Source organism: Janthinobacterium sp. GW456P (assembly GCF_002127655.1).
Classification (GTDB): Bacteria; Pseudomonadota; Gammaproteobacteria; order Burkholderiales; family Burkholderiaceae_D; genus Janthinobacterium.
In genome coordinates this window covers 22074-40295 of the sequence record NZ_NEHB01000005.1, presented here as the reverse complement: position 1 = coordinate 40295, position 18222 = coordinate 22074, and the positions used below count along the sequence as shown (strand labels likewise).

Sequence of the window (18222 nt, the reverse complement as noted above, 5' to 3'; positions counted from 1 at the left end):
AATGCATTGACTTTAATCAAGCTTCTCGCTACGTTATGCACAGGCCTGCCAGCCGGCAAGCCCTGTCATGCGTGCGGAAAAAAATGGATGCCGAGTTAGATCAGCTTATCCTCAGCGGCGCCCCTGGCGGCGTCGTCATCACCAACGAAGAGCACGCCGTCGTGCGCTGGACGGTGGGTGCCCAGCGCATCTTCGGCTATGCCAGCGACGAAGCGCTGGGCCGCACGCTATGGGAACTGATCTCCCTGCCTGGACAAGCCGAAGCGGCCGTGCTGATCGACGAACAGCTGGCCCTGCACGGCAGCTACGACCGCGAATCGCTGCGGCGGCGCAAGGATGGCGAACTCATCCATGTCGATGTGGCGTGCCAGGCCGCACAGGCCGGGGCGGATGCCCCCCGCTACCTGATTTCCACCATGAAGGACACGACCTTGCTGAAGGCGGCGCGCGACGCCCAGTTCGTCGAGGTGCGCTACCGCGTGCTGTTCGAATCGACGCCGGACAGCGTCATCATGGTCAATGCCACGGGCGCCATCGTGCTGGCTAACCAGCAGGCGGAGCGCCTGTTCGGCTACGCGGAAGGCGAATTGAATGGCAGGCAAATCGATAGTCTGCTGCCGCAACGCCTGCGCCATTCGCATGTGGCGCACCGCGCGCGCTATTTCGACCAGCCCCGCACGCGCACCATGGGCGCCGACCTGGAATTGCTGGGCCTGCGCAAGGACAACATCGAGTTTCCCGTCGAAATCAGCCTGTCGCCCATCCAGACGGAGATCGGCACCTTCGTCATCAGCGCCATCCGCGACGTCAGCGACCGCCGCCGGGCCGAGCAGAAGTTCCGCGGCCTGCTCGAATCGGCGCCGGACGCCATCGTCATCGTCAACGGCGATGGCGAGATCGTGCTCGTCAACTCGCAGACGGAACGCCTGTTCGGCTACTCGCGCGCGGAGTTACTCGGGCGCAATGTGGAAGTGCTGATCCCGGCCCGCTATGCGATGGACCACCCGCGCCACCGCCATGCGTTTTCCACGGCGCCGCGCGCCCGCTCCATGGGCGCCGGGCTGGAACTGTACGGCTTGCGCCGCGATGGCACCGAATTTCCCGTCGAAATCAGCCTGTCGCCGCTGGAAACGGACGAAGGCGTGCTCGTGTCGTCGGCCATCCGCGACATCTCCGAGCGCAAGCGCATCGAACGCACGCTCAACGAACAAAAAGTCGAACTCGAGCGGGCCAGCCAAGCAAAGGACCGTTTTCTCACCAGCATGTCGCACGAGCTGCGCACGCCGCTGAACGCCATCCTCGGCTTTGCCCAGCTGCTGGCCAACGAAGCCCTGCCCGCGACCGTCTTGCAAAAACGCACTTTCGTGCAAAACATCGTCACGTCGGGTCGCCACCTGCTCACCCTGATCAATGAAATCCTCGACCTGGCGAAGATCGAATCGGGCAGCCTGAGCCTGTCGATGGAAGCGGTGACGCTGCCCGCGCTGATCGAGGAAGTGCGCGTGATGGTGGAAGAACAGGCGCAGCAACGCCAGATCCACCTGATCTTTCCCGCCTGCGAAGCGCTCACGCTCAGGGCCGACCATACGCGCCTCAAGCAAGTACTGCTTAACCTGCTGTCGAACGCCATCAAGTACAACCGCCCTGCCGGCAAGGTGGAGCTGGAGATTTCGCAGCCCGATGCGCTGTGCGTGCGCATCGCCATCCGCGACACGGGCAAGGGGCTGGACGACGCGCAGATGGCCGAACTGTTCCAGCCGTTTAACCGCCTGGGGCAGGAGGCCGGCAGCGAAGAAGGCACGGGCATCGGCCTGGTCGTCACCAAGCGCCTGGTCGAACTGATGGGCGGACGCATGGGCGTGCACAGCTGCCTTGGCGAGGGCAGCGTGTTCTGGATCGAACTGGACACCATGGCCGCGCCGCCCGACAGCATGCCGCTGGACACGGACGGGTTATCCGAGCCTGCCGGCAAGGTCGGGGACGACGCCAGCGGCCAGGCCCTGCTGCTGTACGTGGAAGACAATCCGGCCAGCCTGCGCCTGGTGGAAGACATCGTCAGCTTCCTGCCGCATCTGCGCATGATCTCGGCCACCGATGCGCGCCAGGGCATCGCGCTGGCGCTGGAGCGCCATCCCGATGTCATCCTGATGGATATCAACCTGCCCGGCATGAACGGCAACCAGGCGCAACGCATTCTGCGCAACGATCCGCGCACGGCGCACATACCCGTCATCGCCCTGACGGCCAACGCCATGAAGGGCGACATCCGGCATGGCCTGGCCGCGGGCTTTTTCCGCTACCTGACCAAACCCGTCGAGATTCCCCAGCTCAACGCCGCCATCGACGAAGCCCTGCAGCTGGCGCGCGCCACCGTGTCCTTCAAGCCGCAGGAGTAAAGGCCAGCTTTTTCATCGCCGCATCGAGCCCTTTCGCGCTGCGCGCATAGCCATCCCATGGCGCATTGCCCACGTCGAGACGGCTGTGGACATTGCCCACATTCCATTGGTCGCCCGCCTTCAGCTTGTCGAGTTCCTCCCAGGCCAGCGGCACGGAAATGCCCAGCCCCGAACGCGTGCGGGCCGACCACGCGCACACGGTGGTGGCGCCCCGGCCATTGCGCAAATAATCGATGAAGATCTTGCCGACCCGGTTGGACGATCCGCTTTTCAGGACGAAGCGCTGGGGAATCAGCTGCGCCATGTGCGCCACGATGGCTTGCGAAAACGCCTTGACGGTATCCCAGTCGTGTTTCGGGCGGATCGGCACGACCACGTGCAAGCCCTTGCCGCCGCTGGTTTTCAGCCAGGCGGGCAAGCCCAGTTCCGTCAAAAAGGCGCGCAGCAGCACGGCCGCTTCGCGGATGGCGGGCCAGGCCACGCCCTTGCCCGGATCCAGGTCGAACACCAGGCGGTTCGGCGTATCGTAGGCGCTGGCCAGCGCGTTTTGCGTGTGGAATTCCACCACATTCCACTGCGCCGCCGACAACAGGCCCTGTACGCCGGCCACTTCCAGCATGGAAGCATGCTCGGGATCGAGGCCGGGATCGAGCTGCCTGACGCCGGGCATGGTGGACGTGTCCGCATGCTTCTGGAAAAACAGCTCGCCGCCCACGCCGGACGGCGCGCGCACCAGCGACACGGGCCGGCCGCGCAAATGCACGAGCATCAGTTTGCCCACCAGCGCGTAGTAGCGCACCAGGTCGATCTTCCTGGCGCCGCTATCCCGGTCGATCACCCTCTCCGCATGGCTGACCTTGAAACTGGCCGGCAAGACGCGGTCCGGCTTGGATGTGTTCTGCATTGTTGCCTCCCTGTCGATTCGCTGCGCCTGCTCGCGCACGATGGCGGCCGGCTGTTTATCCGCGCGCAAGCCGTGAAAGACGGCGTGGCGCACGGCGCCGCCGCTGGTCCATTGTGCAAAACCGACCTCGGCCACCAGCTGCGGCTTGACCCAGATGGGCCGGCGCACGCCGCCCGCCTTGCCCGCGAACGGACTCGTCTCGATGGCCAGCGCGTCGAGGCGGCGCCGCAAGTCGCGCAAGGCCGCATCGTCAAAGCCGCTGCCCACATTGCCCGCATAGCGCAGCCTGCCCTGGTCGTCGTGCACGCCCAGCAGCAGCGAACCGATGCCTTCGCGCGCGCCCTGCGGCGCCGTATAGCCGCCGATGACGAATTCCTGGCGCAGCCCGCATTTGAGCTTGATCCAGTCGGCGGAACGCCGCGTGACGTAGGGTGAACCACGGCGCTTGCCGATCACGCCTTCCAGCCCCAGGCGGCAGGCATGGGCCAGCAACTGCCGGGGCTTGGCGTCAAGCGCGCCGCTGAAGCGCAGCAGCGGCGAGGCAGCCAAGCTCTGCAGCAATTGCTCCAGCAAGGCCCGGCGCGCCTCGACAGGCTGGCCCCGTAGATCATGGCCGTCGAAATACGGCACGTCGAACAGGTAATACACGATCTCGCTGGTCGTCTCCGCATCGAAGGCGCGCTGCAAGGCGCCGAAATCCGGGTGGCCGCCGGCGTCGTTGACGACGATTTCGCCGTCATACCAGCCTGGCGGCAAACCCACCCTTTCCAGCGCCAGCCGCAGCTTCGGCAGTTTCGCCGTCCAGTCGTTGCCATTGCGCGTGATTAACGCAATATGATCGCCATCGCAACGCGCGAGGATGCGGTAGCCGTCGAATTTCACCTCGAAAATCCAGTCTAGCGCGTCTGGCGGCGGCGCATCGACGAGCGTGGCCAGCTGCGGCGACAGGGTGGCGGGCAGCTTCGCGGCTGGCGCTGCCGCCTGCTCCGCGCTTTGCTTGCGCCTGGGCATGGCCTTGTGCTTGACGCTGTCGGGGAATTCGTCGACGACGGAAAATTCCAGCGCCGGCCGGGCATATTCGTCTTTTTCCTTGATCAGCAGCCAGGCCGGCTGCTTTTCGCTGCGTTTATCGCCCTTGCCCTTCATGCGCACCAGCACCCAGTTGCCATGCATCTTGTGGCCGTCAAGAGTGAATTTCAGCTCGCCGGCCGCCAGGGCGGCGCGCGCATCGGGCGTGGCCGGCTGCGGCTGCCACGTGCCCTTGTCCCAGATGATGACCTTGCCCGCACCATACTGTTTTTCGGGAATCGTGCCTTCAAAACCGGCGTAGGCAATCGGGTGGTCTTCCACCTGCACGGCCATGCGCTTGTCGCGCGGGTCGTAGCTGGGCCCTTTCGGCACGGCCCAGCTTTTCATCGTCCCGTCCAGTTCCAGGCGAAAGTCATAGTGCAGACGGCTGGCCCAGTGCTTCTGGATGACGAAGCTGAGCCCGCCGCCCGCCGCCTCGCCGCCCGCCGCAGGCTCGGGCGTGACGGCGAAATTGCGCTTGGCTTGATAGGTTTTCAAGGCGGCTTTCATGGCGGACCCATGCGGTGAGGATGGCATCGAGTCTAGGCCGCCAGGAGTTTGGGCGCGGTACGCCAGCTAACAGAGTGCCTGCCACGGCAAATGTAAGTGTTTGTAATTGACAGAAAACGTGTCAACGCAATTGCCGCACGGCGCGTTTTTGGCTCAGTGACAGGGGATTGATCTCCTGAACTACAACCCCACTTCTCGAGGAACTGCACCATGAAAAAAGTAATCGCTACTCTGATCGCCGGCTTGTTCGCTACCGCAGCCTTTGCTCAAACCCCAGCACCAGCAGCGCCGGCCAAGGCCGAAGCCAAGCACACCAAGGAAGTGGCAAAAGCAGAAGCCAAAGAAACCAAGGCCGTCGTGAAAGCCGATGCGAAAGAAGCCGCCGTCGTAGCCGACGCCAAAGCCGACGTCGCCAGCGCCAAGGCTGACGCCAAAGCCACCAAGGCCAAAGCTCACCACAAAGCGAAAAAAGCCAAGGCCAAGGCTGACGAAGCCAAAACTGAAGCGACCGCAGCAGCAGCCAAGTAATCCCCTTCGCGCGTTTATTGCGCCACACAAAAAGACAGCTTCGGCTGTCTTTTTTCTTTTTCATACCTGCATCGCGCAGCAATTTCTTTTAAAACACCTGATTGTAAGAAAGTGTAAACAAGGTCAACGGCAACCTTGCGGGCCGCGTTTTCTGCTCAGTGACACGGGAATCATCCCGGCACCGACAGACATACCAGACAAACCACCACTGAGGACTGCACCATGAAAAAAGCCATTGTTACCTTGATCGCCGGCCTGTTCGCTACCGCTGCCTTTGCCCAGTCTCCTGCTGCACCGGCAGCCCCCGCAGCCTCCGTCCCCGCCAAAGTGGAAGCGGCCCACACCAAGGCCGTCGTGAAAGCCGATGCCAAGGAAGCGCAAGCCGTCGTCAAGGCCGATGCGAAAGAAGCGAAAGCCGTCGTCGCCGCGAAAACGGACGTCGCCAGCGCCAAGGCGGAAGCGGCCACCACGAAAGCCAAGGCCCATCACAAGGCCAAGCACGCGAAAGCCAAGGCTGACGCCAAGCTGGCTTCGGCCACCGCTGAAGCAGCGCCGGCAGCAGCCAAGTAATCCCTTCCACATACCATCTCTTACAACAAACAGGACATTCAAATGAAAAAAGTTATCGCCACCGTCATCGCCGGCTTGTTCGCTACCGCCGCCTTCGCCCAAACCCCTGCCGCTCCGGCAGCGCCGGTTCCCGCCAAGGCGGAAGCGGCCCACACGAAAGCCGTAGCAAAAGCGGAAGCCAAGGAAACCAAGGCCGTCGTGAAAGCCGATGCGAAAGAAGCGGCCGTCGTCGCCGATGCGAAAGCCGACGTCGCCAGCGCCAAGGCCGACGCCAAGGTCAGCAAGGCCAAAGCCCATCACAAAGCCAGCAAGGCCAAGGTGAAGGCGGATGCGGCGAAAGCGGCAGAAGCCGTTCCGGCAGCGCCAGCGCCAGCGAAGTAAGCGCGAACGGCGCCACGGAAGCGCGTCCGCCGGGTCTGCGCTTCCGTCGCCGCTTTGCCAGTAATTGCAGGGACAGCTTCGGCTGTCCCTTTTGCTTGGGGGCGCCATCCGGCAACCATTCTGAACGCGATGACACGGCAGTTGTAGGCTCTGTCATCGGCAAATAGGGGAAATGCCGGAATCCTCCCTGATCCGTGCGGTCTGACTCTGCATACCCGCTACGCAGGGAGCAGATCATGCCGCCAGCCAAATGGCTACGCCCGTTTCCCGGCGTGGCGACGCGCTACCTGCCGAACTACCTGGGCTGGCGCTGGATACTCGACGCCGGGCGCATCCGTTCGCCGGAAACATTATTGAAGGCAACACTGGGAGCATTCCCACATCTGACGGTGACATAGCCTAGTTGTAAGCGTTTGTAATGACCGTCAACGCAAGCGTCCAGGGGCGCGTTTTATGCTCAGTGACACGGGAATCATCCCGGCACCAACAGACGTACCAGACAAACCACCACTGAGGACTGCACCATGAAAAAACGCATTTTCAACCTGAGCGCTACCCTGATCGCCGGCCTGTTCGCAACCGCTGCCTTTGCTCAAACGCCTGCAGCTCCTGCCGCTGCGGCAGCCTCGGTACCCGCCAAAGTGGAAGCGGCCCACACCAAAGCCGTCGTGAAAGCCGATGCCAAGGAAGCGCAAACGGTCGTCAAAGCCGATGCGAAAGAAGCCAAGGCAGTCGTCGCCGCAAAAACGGAAGTAGCCAGCGCGAAAACCGAAGCGGCCGCCACCAAGGCCAAGGCGCATCACAAGGCCAAAAAAGCCAAGGCCAAGGCTGACGAGAAGCTGGCATCGGCCACCGCCGAAGCAGCTCCGGCCAAGTAATCCAGTACCTCAGCACCCGATTTTCACATACCTCCACCTGATAGGATTTCATCATGAAAAAAGTTATCGCCACCCTGATCGCCAGCCTGTTCGCCACCGCCGCTTTCGCCCAGGCACCAGCCGCTCCAGCCGCCACGCCAGCAACGCCTGCCGTCGCCGCCACGCCGGCTGCCAAGGCTGAAACCCCGGCCGCGCCAGCCGCCGCCAAGCCTGCCGCCCACAAGAAAGCCAAGCATCACAAGGCAAAGAAAGCGGCGACTGGCGACAAGGCAATGCCAGCGACGCCAGCAGCTCCAGCCACGCCGGCAGCTTCCGCACCGGCAGCAGCGCCAGCCAAGTAAGCAGCGCGCCGCCAGCGAAAAAAGACAGGGTTTCCCCTGTCTTTTTTTCGTCCGTTTATTTTGCCATCAGCACCGTGTCGATGACATTGATCACGCCATTCGACTGGTACACATCATAGGTGCTGATATTGGCGCTGTTGCCGCCTTCATCCATCACGACGATGTTGTGCATGCCGTTCATGGCGAACATCAGCTTGCCGCCGCTGGCCGTGGGCAAGGTGGCTTTACCGTCATGCATCTTGATTTCCTGCGCCAGCGCCTTGAAGTCGTATTTGCCGGGCACCACGTGGTAGGTGAGGATTTTCGTCAGGGTCGCCTTGTTTTCCGGCTTGACCAAGGTCTCGACGGTGCCGGCCGGCAGCTTGCCGAAGGCCGCATTCGTCGGCGCGAACACGGTGAACGGCCCCTTGCCTTTCAGGGTGTCGACCAGGCCGGCCGCCTTGACGGCGGCGACCAGGGTCGTGTGGTCGGCTGAATTGACGGCGTTATCGACGATGTCCTTGGATGGATACATGCTCTGGCCACCCACCATGGTCGCCATGTCGGCGGCAAACGGGGCGCTGGCGGCCAGCATGGACGTAATGAACAGTGCTGCGGGTACGATGGTGCGCATGATGATATCTCCTGGATGACTGCGTTTGCGTGAGTGCAGGAGTATTTACGCTGCTTGCCTGCAAACGGATTCAACTGATTGTCGGCTTACGCGCTGCGCGCTAAGCCGACCTACGCTGCATCAACGCCCGGGCATATAAAAAAACGGCGCCGTGCAATGCACGGCGCCGTTCTTGGCTGGCTTGTCGCCAGGAGACTAGTTGGCCGCGACCTGCGGCTCCGTCTCGCCCCAGCCGCCGCCCAGGGCGCGGATCAGCGCCACCGTGGTGACGGCGCGGTTGCCGCGCAGCTGCACGGCATTGCGCTCGATGGCCGCCAGGTTGCGCTGCGCGTCGAGCAAATCGAGGTAGCTGGAACGGCCCGCGTCGTACAGCTTTTGCGCCAGGTCGGCCGAACGGCGCGCCGAAACGACGGCTTCATCGATCTGCTGCGTCTGGCCCGACAGGATGCGCAGGCCGGCCAGGTTGTCTTCCACCTCGGCGAAAGCCACCAGCACGCTCTGGCGATACGTCGCCACCGATTCTTCCAGCTGCGCTTCGCTGCGGCTCACGGCAGCTTTATTGCGGCCGCCGTCGATGATCGGCATCGACATCAGGGCGCCCAGCAGCCAGGAGCGGCTGCTCCATTTGAAAATGTCCGAGAAGGTGTCGGACGCGCCGCCGCCGGAAGCGTTCAGGGTGAGCGCCGGGAACATGGCCGACTTGGCCACGCCGATGCGCGCATTCGACGCTTCCATGGTGCGCTGCGCCGAGGCAATGTCGGGACGGCGTTCCAGCAAGGAGGACGGCATGCCGGCCGGGATCACCGGCAGGAAGCCGCTATCCTGCAGCGGGTTGACGCTCGCCGTGAAGCTGGCGGCAGGTTTACCCAGCAGGACGGCCAGCGCATGCTCGCTGGTGGCGCGCTGGCGCTGCAGGCCGATGGCTTCGGCGCGCGTCGTCGCCAGTTCCGTGCGGGCACGGGACAGGTCGAACTCGCCGATGTCGCCCAGGTCGTAGCGGCGCTGGTTCACATGCACGCTTTCCTCGCGCAGGCGCACCGTCTGTTCCAGGGTCGCCAGTTCGGCGTCCGTGGCGCGCAGCTGGAAGTAGGTCTGCGCTACATCGGCCTGCAAGGACAGCAGCACCGAGCGGTAAGTCGCTTCCACGGCCAGCGCATCGCTGCGCGAGGCACTGACGTTCGATGCCACCCTGCCGAACAGATCGACTTCGTAGCTGGCCGTCAGGTTGGCCTGGTAGACGTTGGTCGCCGCCACCGGCGCGCCGTTCGGCAAGCCGAGCGACACGGCGGAAGCGCGGTTGCGCTGCCCGCCCACGTTCACGCCCACTTGCGGGATGCGGTCCGCTTCGGCGATGCCGGCAATCGCCCTCGCCTGCTTGACGCGGGCGGCGGCCACGGCCAGGTTGGCGTTGGCCTGCGTGGCCTCGTTGATCAGGCTGGTGAGAGCCGGATCATTGAACGCCAGCCACCACTCGCCGCGCGCCTGGCGCTCGGCCACGGCCACCCTGGCCTGCTGCCAGCGCGTGCCGTCGGCCGCCGTCTGCACGGCAGGCGCTTGCGCTTCCTTGAACGCCGCCGGCGTCTCGATCTGCGGCTGTTTGAACTCCGGCGCCGCGCAGGCGGCCAGCAGGACTGCGGCGGCCATGGCGCTCAAGACGGGCGCCGCGCGCCGGATGATTGCATTGGTTTTCAATATATATCTCCTTCCAGGTCCAGCGCTGGCGCAGCAGTTGGCTTGGCGGCAGCGGCGGCTGGTTTTTTCTCAAAACGCTGCGCCAGGGTGCGCAGCAGTACGTAGAACACGGGCGTCAGGAACAGGCCGAAGAAGGTCACGCCCAGCATGCCGGCGAAGACCGCCACGCCCATGGCATGGCGCATTTCCGAACCGGCGCCGTGCGAGAACACCAGGGGCACCACGCCCATGATGAAGGCGATCGACGTCATCAAAATCGGACGCAGACGCAGACGGCATGCTTCCAGCGCCGCTTGCACGACGGTGCGGCCATGCTCTTCCAGTTCGCGGGCAAATTCCACGATCAGAATCGCATTCTTCGACGCCAGCCCCACCAGCACGAACAGCGCGATCTGGGTAAACACATTGTTGTCGCCGCCCGTCAGTTTGACGCCCAGCAAGGCGCACAGGATCGACATCGGCACGATCAGGATCACGGCCAGCGGCAGGGTCCAGCTTTCGTACTGGGCGGCGAGCACCAGGAACACCAGCAGCACGCACAGCGGGAAGACATAGATCATCGTATTGCCGGACAAGATGTCCTGGTAGGTCAGCTCCGTCCATTCATACGAAATCCCCTGCGGCAGCACTTCCTTGGCGATGCGTTCCAGCGCGGCTTGCGCCTGGCCGCTCGATACGCCAGGGGCGGCGCCGCCATTGAAGTCGGCTGCGGCGTAGGCGTTGTAGCGCTGCACGCGGTCCGGGCCATAGCTGTCCTTGACGCGCATCAGCGACGACAACGGGATCATTTCGCCCTTGTCATTGCGCACCTTCAGCTGCGCGATATCCTGCGCATGCGAACGGAACGCCGCATCGGCCTGCACGCGCACCTGGTAGGTGCGGCCAAACTGGTTGAAGTCATTCACGTACAGCGAACCGAGGTTGATCTGCAAGGTCTGGTAAATCGTTTGCAACTGCACGCCCATCTGCTTGGCCTTCACGCGGTCGACGTCGGCGAACAGCTGCGGCACATTAATCTGATAGCCCGAGAACACGCCCGCCAGTTCCGGCGTCTGGTACGCCTTGCCGGCCAGCGCCTGGGTGGCGTTGTACAGCGCGTCGTAACCGAGGTTGCCGCGGTCTTCGATCATCATCTTGAAGCCGCCGATGGTGCCCAGGCCGTTGACCGGCGGTGGCGGGAAGACCATGATGAAGGCGTCCTGGATACCGCCCAGGCGCTTGTTGATCTCGGCCGCGATGGCGCCGCCCGACAACTCCTTGCTGGTACGCTCGTCGAACGGCTTCAGGGTGGCGAAGACGATGCCGGCGTTCGGCGCATTGGTGAAATCGTTGATCGACAGGCCGGGGAAGGCGATGGTCGATTCGACGCCAGGCACCGACTTGATGACGTCGGACATGCGGCGCACGACATCTTCCGTGCGGTCCAGCGAAGCGGCGTCGGGCAATTGCGCAAAGCCCACCAGGTATTGCTTGTCCTGCGCCGGCACGAAACCGGCCGGCACGGACTTGAAGGTGAAGATGGCGGCGACGACCAGCAGCGCGTACACGCCCAAGGATGCGCTCTTGCGGCCCAGCACACCCTTCACGCCCGCTTCATAGCGGTGCGAAGCGCGGCCGAAGAAGCGGTTGAACCAGGCGAAGAAGCGGCCGAAGACCATGTCCATGCCGCGCGTCAGCGCGTCTTTCGGCGCATCGTGCGGTTTCAACAAAGCGGCCGACAGGGCCGGCGCCAGCGTCAGCGAGCTGAAAGCGGAAATCACGGTCGAAATGGCGATCGTCAGCGCGAACTGGCGATAGAACTCGCCCGACAGGCCGGGCACGAAGGCGATCGGCACGAACACGGCGCACAGCACCAGGGCGATGGCGACGATGGGACCGCTGACCTCTTTCATGGCCTGGATGGTGGCGTCGCGCGGCGACAAGCCTTCCTCGATGTTGCGCTCGACGTTTTCCACCACCACAATGGCGTCATCGACGACGATACCGATGGCCAGCACGAGGCCGAACAGCGACAGGGTGTTGATCGAGAAGCCGAAGCCCAGCATCACGGCAAAGGTACCGACGATGGAGACGGGAACGGCCAGCAGCGGAATGATCGATGCGCGCCAGGTTTGCAGGAAGATGATCACCACCAGCACCACCAGGGCGATCGCTTCGAGCAGCGTATGGATCACGGCTTCGATGGACGAGCGCACGAACTGCGTCGGGTCGTACTCGATCCGGTATTCCACGCCTTGCGGGAAGTCTTTTTTCAGTTCCTCCATCTTGGCGCGCACGTCGGAAGACAGCTGCAGCGCGTTGGCGTTCGGTGCTTCGAAAATACCCATGCCGACGGCCGGATTATTGTTCAGCAGCGAACGCAGCGAGTAGCTGTTGGCGCCCATTTCCACGCGCGCCACGTCCTTGAGCTGCGTGACGGCACCGTCGGCATTGGTGCGCACGATGATGGCGCCGAATTCCTCTGGCGTTTGCAGACGGCCCTGGGTATTGACGGTCAGCTGGAAGTCCGAGTTCTTCGCCGGCGAAGCGCCGATCACGCCGGCCGCCACCTGCACGTTCTGCTCGCGGATCGCGTCGACGACGTCATTGGCCGTCATGCCGCGTGCCGCCACCTTTTGCGGGTCGAGCCAGATGCGCATCGCATAGTCGCCCGCGCCGAAGATCTGGATGTCGCCCATGCCCGGCAGACGGGCCAGTTGATCCTTGACGTTCAGCACCGCGTAGTTACGCAGGTACATGTCGTCATAGCGCTTGTTCGGCGAGACCAGGTGCACCACCATGGTCAGGTTGGGCGAGGACTTGACGGTCGTCACGCCGATCTGGCGCACTTCCTCGGGCAGGCGCGGCAAGGCGCGCTGCACGCGGTTCTGCACCTGCGTCTCGGCCTGCTCGACGTTGGTGCCGATCTTGAAGGTCACGGTCAGCATCATCGCGCCATCGGACGTGTTTTGCGAGGACATGTAAAGCATGTTCTCGACGCCGTTGATCTGCTCTTCGAGCGGCGCGGCCACGGTTTCGGCGATCACTTTCGGGTTGGCGCCCGGGTATTGCGCGCGCACCACCACGGATGGCGGCACGACGTCGGGATATTCGGAGATGGGCAGGCCGAATATCGACAGCAGCCCGGCCACGAATATGACAATCGACAGCACCGCCGCGAAGATCGGCTTGTCGATGAAAAAGCGGGAAAAATTCATGTTTATTCCTTGGAAGTCGATGCTGCTTTCGCGGCGATCTTGGCGTCTTTTGCTTCAGGTTTTGCGGGAGCGACGGGCGCGGTCGGGTCGAAATCCATCGCCACCATCTGCGGCGTCACGGGCGCACCGGGGCGCACGCGCTGCAAGCCGTTGACGACGATTTTTTCGCCCGCCTTCAAGCCTTCGCGCACCACGCGCAAGCCGTCCGAGGTCGGGCCCAGCTTGACGGCGCGGTATTCGGCCTTGTTGTCGGCTCCCACCACGTAGACGTATTTGCGGCTCTGGTCCGTGCCGACGGCGCGGTCGCTGATCAGCAGCGCCGTGCTTTGCGCGTGCGGGCCGTTGCCGCCGTCGAGCTGGATGCGCGCAAACAGGCCCGGCACCAGCTGGCGCTCGGCGTTGGCGAAGGTGGCGCGCATGCGCACGCTGCCCGTGGCCGGGTCGAGCTGGTTGTCGACGAATTCCAGCTTGCCTTCATGCGGGAAGCCCGTTTCGTTGGCCAGGCCCACCTTGACGGTGACGGGCGTGCCCTTTTGCGCCGTGCCGGCCACGCGCAGGTAGGTATCTTCATCGCCGTCGAAGCTGGCGTAGATGCGGTCCGTCGACACCACCGAAGTCAAAATGGCGGAAGCGTCGATCAGGTTGCCGACGGTGATTTCCGCCTTGCTGACGCGGCCGCTGATCGGCGCCTGCACCTGCGTGTACGACAGGTTCAGCCTGGCCGCTTCATACGCGGCTTGCGCCGAGCGGACATTCGCGTCCAGCTCTTTCAGGCCCGATGCCTTTTCATCGAATTCGCGCTGGGCGATGGCTTTTTCGGCCAGCAGCTTTTCGGCGCGCGACAGCTCCAGCTTGGCCAGTTCCGCCTTGGCGCGGGCCGATGCGGCCGTGCCTTCGGCGCGCGACACTTCGGCCTGGAATGGGCGCGGATCGATGACGAACAACACATCGCCCTTTTTCACTTCGCTGCCCGGCTTGAAGTTGACGGCCGTGATGAAGCCGCCGACGCGCGAGCGGATTTCCACGCGCTCGATCGCTTCCAGGCGGCCCGAAAATTCCTGCGTTTCCGTGATCTGTTTTTCAACGACGGCGGCGGCCGAGATGGGCGGGCCGCCGGCCGCGGGCGCGTCGGGCACCTTGCTGTTGGCCGAGTCGCAGCCGGCCAGGCTCACGGCCACCAGTCCCGCCAGCGCGAGCGATGCAGCCAGGGGCTTCAGCAGAGTGGAAAATTGTTGAACGTTTTTCATTTTATTTCCCTGTTTTATGAAAATTTCTAATGGTATGGGCGGCAGGAAGCAACCCAGCGAAAAGTTGGAAACTGCGGTGAACGGTGTTGCCATGGCGCCCGACGGCGCTCGATCAAAGGTAAACAGGCCGCCAGCTGCTTGAAAGCGGACGGGGACGACGAAGCTGGCTGTGCGAACGCACAACGCAGACAGGAAGGGAACTACACTGCGTAGTGTAGCAACCGAAACTCAAAAAGTAAACTGATTAGTGTAAGTTTTTTTGCAGTGCCCAGATGGCGGCTTTATGACGCGGGCTCCTGCCCCAGTCCGGCGACGAAACTGCTAATTTCGCTTAATACCTGCACCTTGCAAGCGCATTCATTACGGGCGGTAGCGTCTTGCAGCGGCGCGGCGGCCATGCGCCGCACGGTGGTCTTGATGCCGCAGGCGATCAATTTGCTGCCGTATTGTTCAGCCTCGTCGCGCAATGGGTCGTCTTCGCTGGACAAGATCAAGGCTGGCGGCAGGTTCTTCAGGCGGCTCGACTGCAGTGGCGACGCATACGGATGGGTACGGTCAGCGGCATTCGGCAGGTAACCACGATAGGCGGCGGCGCACTGGTCGGCCACTTCGGCCAGGTCGGGACAGGTCGGCAAGTGGCGCATCGAACAGGTCGACAGCCCGGGGTCGAGCATGGGCATGATCAGCACCTGGCCCGCGAGGGGCGGTCCGCCCCGGTCGCGCGACATCATGGCGCACACGGCGGCCAGGTTGGCGCCCGCTTCGATGCCCGACACCACCATCTGCTTGCCCGTCCAGCCCAGCTTGGTCTTGTTCTTTTTTGCCCACAGCAGCACGGCATGCGCGTCTTCCACGGCGGCGGGGAATGGCCGCACCTTCGCCAGCGTGTAGTTCGCGGCCAGCACCACGTGGTCCGGGTTGCTCAGCACGAGGCAGCGCAGGAAGTCGTCCGCGTCATCCAGATCGCCATCGACAAAGCCGCCGCCATGGAAGAAGACCATCAGGTTCGGCTGTTTGGCGCCCGGCACGCCGGCCGTGTAGAGGCGCGCGCCGAGCGCATCCTGCGCGCCCTGCACCTGGATGTCGCGTATCTTCAGCGCCTGGCCAGGTGCCAGTTCGGCCGCTGCGCCGGCCACGCTCATTGCGCCACCACCGGCTGCACCGCAGCATCGCGTACCGCGTCGTTCAGGCACAACAGGGCGACGCCGCCTACTTCATGGGTCAGGGCGCTATACGCACTGGCTTCGCTTTGCGCCGCCAGCGAGTAGGCATCCGTCGATACCATCGCGGCCAGAGCAAGCGAGCTCATAGCGAGAGCAAGCACTGCAAAGATTCCATTCCGATAAGCCATGATGTTTCTCCTGTTGTACTTCCTGCGGCATCACATTTATGCTGCAGTACAACAACTATAGACTTGATCTACAATCTGATAAAGAGTGCAATGCCGAATTGATTGTTCAGGATTCTGAATAATCATACAGAAAGTGATAGGAAATCAAGTGAACAAGCTGCAAGCCATGGAAGTTTTCATCCAAGTCGTCGATGCGGGCGGCTTTACGCGCGCGGCCGAGAACATGCAGTTGCCCAAAGCCACCGTGTCGACCCTGATCCAGTCGCTGGAAACAAGCTTGTCGGTTAAGTTGCTCAACCGCACCACGCGCCATGTCAGCATCACCTCCGACGGCGCCGCCTATTACGAACGCTGCGTGCGCATCCTGTCGGACGTGCGCGAAGCCGAGGAATCGCTGTCGCGCACGCGATTGAGCCCCAGCGGACGGCTGCGCGTGGATGCGCCCACGGCCCTGGCCAGCGAACTGATCATTCCCGCCTTGCCCGACTTTTTTGCCCGCTACCCGGACATCTCGCTGGAACTCGGTTGCAGCGACCGTCCCGTCGACCTGATCGAGGAAGGCGTCGATTGCGCCGTGCGCGGCGGCGAACTGGGCGACCTGAACCTGATCGCGCGCCGTGTCGGCGTGCTGCATTTCATCACCTGCGCCGCGCCCGGCTACCTGGCGCGGTACGGCACGCCGCTGCACCCGAACGACCTGGCCCAGCACCGGGGCGTGAATTTCTTCTCCGCCAAGACGGGCAAGACCTTCGAATGGGATTTCACGCGCGCGGGCGAACGCATCCAGATGTCCATGCCCAGCCATATCGCCCTGAACGACTCGAACGCCTACGCGGCGGCCGGCCTGGCGGGCCTGGGCATCGTGCAAATGACGCATTTCATGCTTGCACCGCTGATGGAACAGGGCAAAATGGTGGAATTGCTGGGCGATTGGGAATCCGACCCGCTGCCCATCCACGTGATCTATCCGCCCAACCGCCACCTGTCCGCCAAGGTGCGCGTGTTTGTCGAATGGGTCGCCGACATGTTTACCAACCACCCGGCCACGCAGCTGAAGGGCAAGAACGCCAGCCCCAGCCCGCGCGCCATCCAGACCGAGGCCCAGCCATGACCGCAGCAAGCACACCGCCGCACCTGCACCCGCACCGCATCGTCTTTCTCGACCGCGACAGCCTGATCGCCGCCGTGCGCCCGCCCGCCTTCGCCCACAGCTGGGAAGAATATGCGCACACCAAGGGCAGCGAACAGACGGTGTCACGCCTGCAAGGCGCCAGCATCGCCATCACGAACAAGGTGCCGCTGCGCGCGGCCGAACTGGCGCAGCTGCCCGACCTCAAAATGATCGCCGTGGCCGCCACTGGCACGGATATCCTCGACCTGGCCGCCTGCCGCGAACGGGGCATCGTGGTGGCGAATATCCGCGACTACGCGCGCGCCACCGTGCCCGAGCACACCTTGGCCCTGATGCTGGCCCTGCGCCGCCAGCTCATCGCCTACCGCTTTGATGTGGAAGCGGGCCTGTGGCAGGCGTCGGACCGCTTCTGCCTGTTCGGCCACCCGATCCGCGACCTGGCCGGCAGCCGCCTGGGCTTGCTCGGCTACGGCGCGCTGGGCAAGTCCGTGGCACAGCTGGGACGCGCCTTCGGCATGCAGGTGATCGTCCACAACCGTTCCCCGATCCAGGAAGACGGTGTAAAAGAAGTGGATTTTGACGAACTGCTGACCACCTCCGACGTGCTGAGCCTGCATCTGCCCCTGACGGACAAGACGCGCAACATCATCGGAGCAAAGGAACTGGCGCGCATGCAGCCGACCTCGCTGCTGATCAACACGGCACGGGGCGGCCTCGTCGACGAAGCGGCCCTGGCCGACGCATTGACCCGCGGGGTGATCGCCGGCGCCGGCTTCGACGTGCTGTCGACGGAACCGCCGCCGCCAGACAACCCGCTTTTAAGTTTGCGCCTGCACAACTTCATCCTCACGCCGCACACGGCCTGGGCCAGTGGCGAGGCCATGCAGAAACTGGCCGACATCCTGATCGGCAATATCGAAGCATTCGAGCGGGGCACCCCCACGAACGTGGTGGCATGAGCATCTTGCACGAACTCGATGAACTGCTGGGGCTCGATGGCGAGGAATACGACCGCCTCGACCTGTTTCAGGAGGCGGACGAGCTGGTCGGGCGGTTGCAGCCCCGCGATGTGCCCGCCCTGCTGCAACGGTGGCAGCAACGCGAACTATGCTGGCAGCAGCGTTTCACGCAAGCGAGCACCAACATCGACGGCGAAGTGCTGCGCGCGCTGCTGGCCGGTTTGCTGCAGATCAAGGGTTCCACCCACGGCGTGTTCGAACTGATGTCCAGGCTGCCGCCCGTGGCCGACCATTCTCCGTTCAGCGAGGCGCTGCTCGATTACGCCGAACAAGCATGGCATGCGCAGGGGCCGGCAAGCCACCGGCAAATCCAGATCAGTTGCTGGAGCTGCGGGCTGTCGGGCCGGCTGCTGAAGCGGCTGGGGTTATCTGCCTGGAAGGATGCTGGGCTGTAG

At 63.6% G+C, this 18222-nt stretch carries 16 protein-coding genes and 1 pseudogene; 10 read left to right on the top strand and 7 right to left on the bottom strand.

Annotated elements, in window-relative coordinates; translation table 11 throughout:
• Nucleotides 1–83 precede the first annotated feature (83 nt).
• Nucleotides 84–2396 (top strand): PAS domain S-box protein, encoded by a 2313-nt coding sequence (locus tag CBW66_RS06930; RefSeq protein WP_086136574.1) that lies wholly within the window; start codon nucleotides 84–86, stop codon nucleotides 2394–2396.
• Here the strand turns inward: CBW66_RS06930 and ligD are convergent.
• Nucleotides 2380–4878 carry a DNA ligase D gene (gene ligD / locus CBW66_RS06925; protein WP_086136573.1) on the bottom strand — a complete coding sequence of 833 codons (2499 nt, stop codon included), beginning with the start codon at nucleotides 4876–4878 and terminating at the stop codon, nucleotides 2380–2382. The genes CBW66_RS06930 and ligD overlap by 17 nt on opposite strands.
• Nucleotides 4879–5088: 210 nt before the next feature.
• Between ligD and CBW66_RS06920 the strand changes: the two genes are divergently transcribed.
• The 6 genes and pseudogenes from CBW66_RS06920 to CBW66_RS06900 all read left to right on the top strand — a co-directional run bounded on the left by CBW66_RS06920 (nucleotide 5089) and on the right by CBW66_RS06900 (nucleotide 7576).
• Entirely contained in the window at nucleotides 5089–5406 is a 318-nt protein-coding gene (locus CBW66_RS06920) for a hypothetical protein (RefSeq protein WP_086136572.1), read from the top strand.
• 222 nt (nucleotides 5407–5628) lie between these two features.
• Nucleotides 5629–5976, top strand: coding sequence for a hypothetical protein (locus CBW66_RS06915; RefSeq protein ID WP_086136571.1), 348 nt, complete (start codon nucleotides 5629–5631; stop codon nucleotides 5974–5976).
• Nucleotides 5977–6018: 42 nt separating this feature from the next.
• The gene (locus CBW66_RS06910; RefSeq protein WP_086136570.1) at nucleotides 6019–6357 is read left to right on the top strand and encodes a hypothetical protein; all 339 of its coding nucleotides are present in this window, start codon (nucleotides 6019–6021) and stop codon (nucleotides 6355–6357) included.
• A 251-nt stretch (nucleotides 6358–6608) separates the two neighbouring features.
• Nucleotides 6609–6755 (top strand): annotated as a pseudogene (locus tag CBW66_RS28385) (IS1595 family transposase); the annotation flags it as partial.
• A 126-nt stretch (nucleotides 6756–6881) separates the two neighbouring features.
• A complete protein-coding gene (locus CBW66_RS06905; RefSeq protein WP_086136569.1) occupies nucleotides 6882–7235 on the top strand; it encodes a hypothetical protein in 354 nt (117 codons plus the stop codon).
• 53 nt (nucleotides 7236–7288) lie between these two features.
• Nucleotides 7289–7576 carry a hypothetical protein gene (locus CBW66_RS06900; RefSeq protein WP_086136568.1) on the top strand — a complete coding sequence of 96 codons (288 nt, stop codon included), beginning with the start codon at nucleotides 7289–7291 and terminating at the stop codon, nucleotides 7574–7576.
• A 55-nt stretch (nucleotides 7577–7631) separates the two neighbouring features.
• Here the strand turns inward: CBW66_RS06900 and CBW66_RS06895 are convergent, their stop codons facing one another.
• From CBW66_RS06895 to CBW66_RS28920, 6 genes are all read right to left on the bottom strand, one after another.
• Complete coding sequence (locus CBW66_RS06895; protein ID WP_205701191.1) at nucleotides 7632–8189, bottom strand: fasciclin domain-containing protein; 558 nt, start codon at nucleotides 8187–8189, stop codon at nucleotides 7632–7634.
• 195 nt (nucleotides 8190–8384) lie between these two features.
• Complete coding sequence (locus tag CBW66_RS06890) at nucleotides 8385–9833, bottom strand: efflux transporter outer membrane subunit (protein WP_230492224.1); 1449 nt, start codon at nucleotides 9831–9833, stop codon at nucleotides 8385–8387.
• A gap of 44 nt (nucleotides 9834–9877) precedes the next feature.
• The gene (locus CBW66_RS06885; protein ID WP_086136566.1) at nucleotides 9878–13078 is read right to left on the bottom strand and encodes an efflux RND transporter permease subunit; all 3201 of its coding nucleotides are present in this window, start codon (nucleotides 13076–13078) and stop codon (nucleotides 9878–9880) included.
• A 2-nt stretch (nucleotides 13079–13080) separates the two neighbouring features.
• Entirely contained in the window at nucleotides 13081–14325 is a 1245-nt protein-coding gene (locus CBW66_RS06880) for an efflux RND transporter periplasmic adaptor subunit (protein ID WP_070289289.1), read from the bottom strand.
• A gap of 281 nt (nucleotides 14326–14606) precedes the next feature.
• Nucleotides 14607–15467 (bottom strand): alpha/beta hydrolase, encoded by an 861-nt coding sequence (locus CBW66_RS06875; protein WP_086136565.1) that lies wholly within the window; start codon nucleotides 15465–15467, stop codon nucleotides 14607–14609.
• Nucleotides 15464–15634 (bottom strand): hypothetical protein, encoded by a 171-nt coding sequence (locus CBW66_RS28920; RefSeq protein ID WP_157792285.1) that lies wholly within the window; start codon nucleotides 15632–15634, stop codon nucleotides 15464–15466. Before CBW66_RS28920 ends, CBW66_RS06875 begins: the two co-directional genes overlap by 4 nt.
• 190 nt (nucleotides 15635–15824) lie before the next feature.
• On the opposite strand from CBW66_RS28920, the gene CBW66_RS06870 reads away from it, so the two are divergent.
• The 3 genes from CBW66_RS06870 to CBW66_RS06860 are packed head-to-tail and all read left to right on the top strand — an operon-like array spanning nucleotide 15825 to nucleotide 18222.
• Nucleotides 15825–16787 carry a LysR family transcriptional regulator gene (locus tag CBW66_RS06870; RefSeq protein ID WP_086136564.1) on the top strand — a complete coding sequence of 321 codons (963 nt, stop codon included), beginning with the start codon at nucleotides 15825–15827 and terminating at the stop codon, nucleotides 16785–16787.
• Nucleotides 16784–17767, top strand: coding sequence for a D-2-hydroxyacid dehydrogenase (locus CBW66_RS06865; protein ID WP_086136563.1), 984 nt, complete (start codon nucleotides 16784–16786; stop codon nucleotides 17765–17767). Before CBW66_RS06870 ends, CBW66_RS06865 begins: the two co-directional genes overlap by 4 nt.
• Entirely contained in the window at nucleotides 17764–18222 is a 459-nt protein-coding gene (locus CBW66_RS06860) for a hypothetical protein (protein WP_086136562.1), read from the top strand. The genes CBW66_RS06865 and CBW66_RS06860 overlap by 4 nt, the downstream gene beginning before the upstream one ends.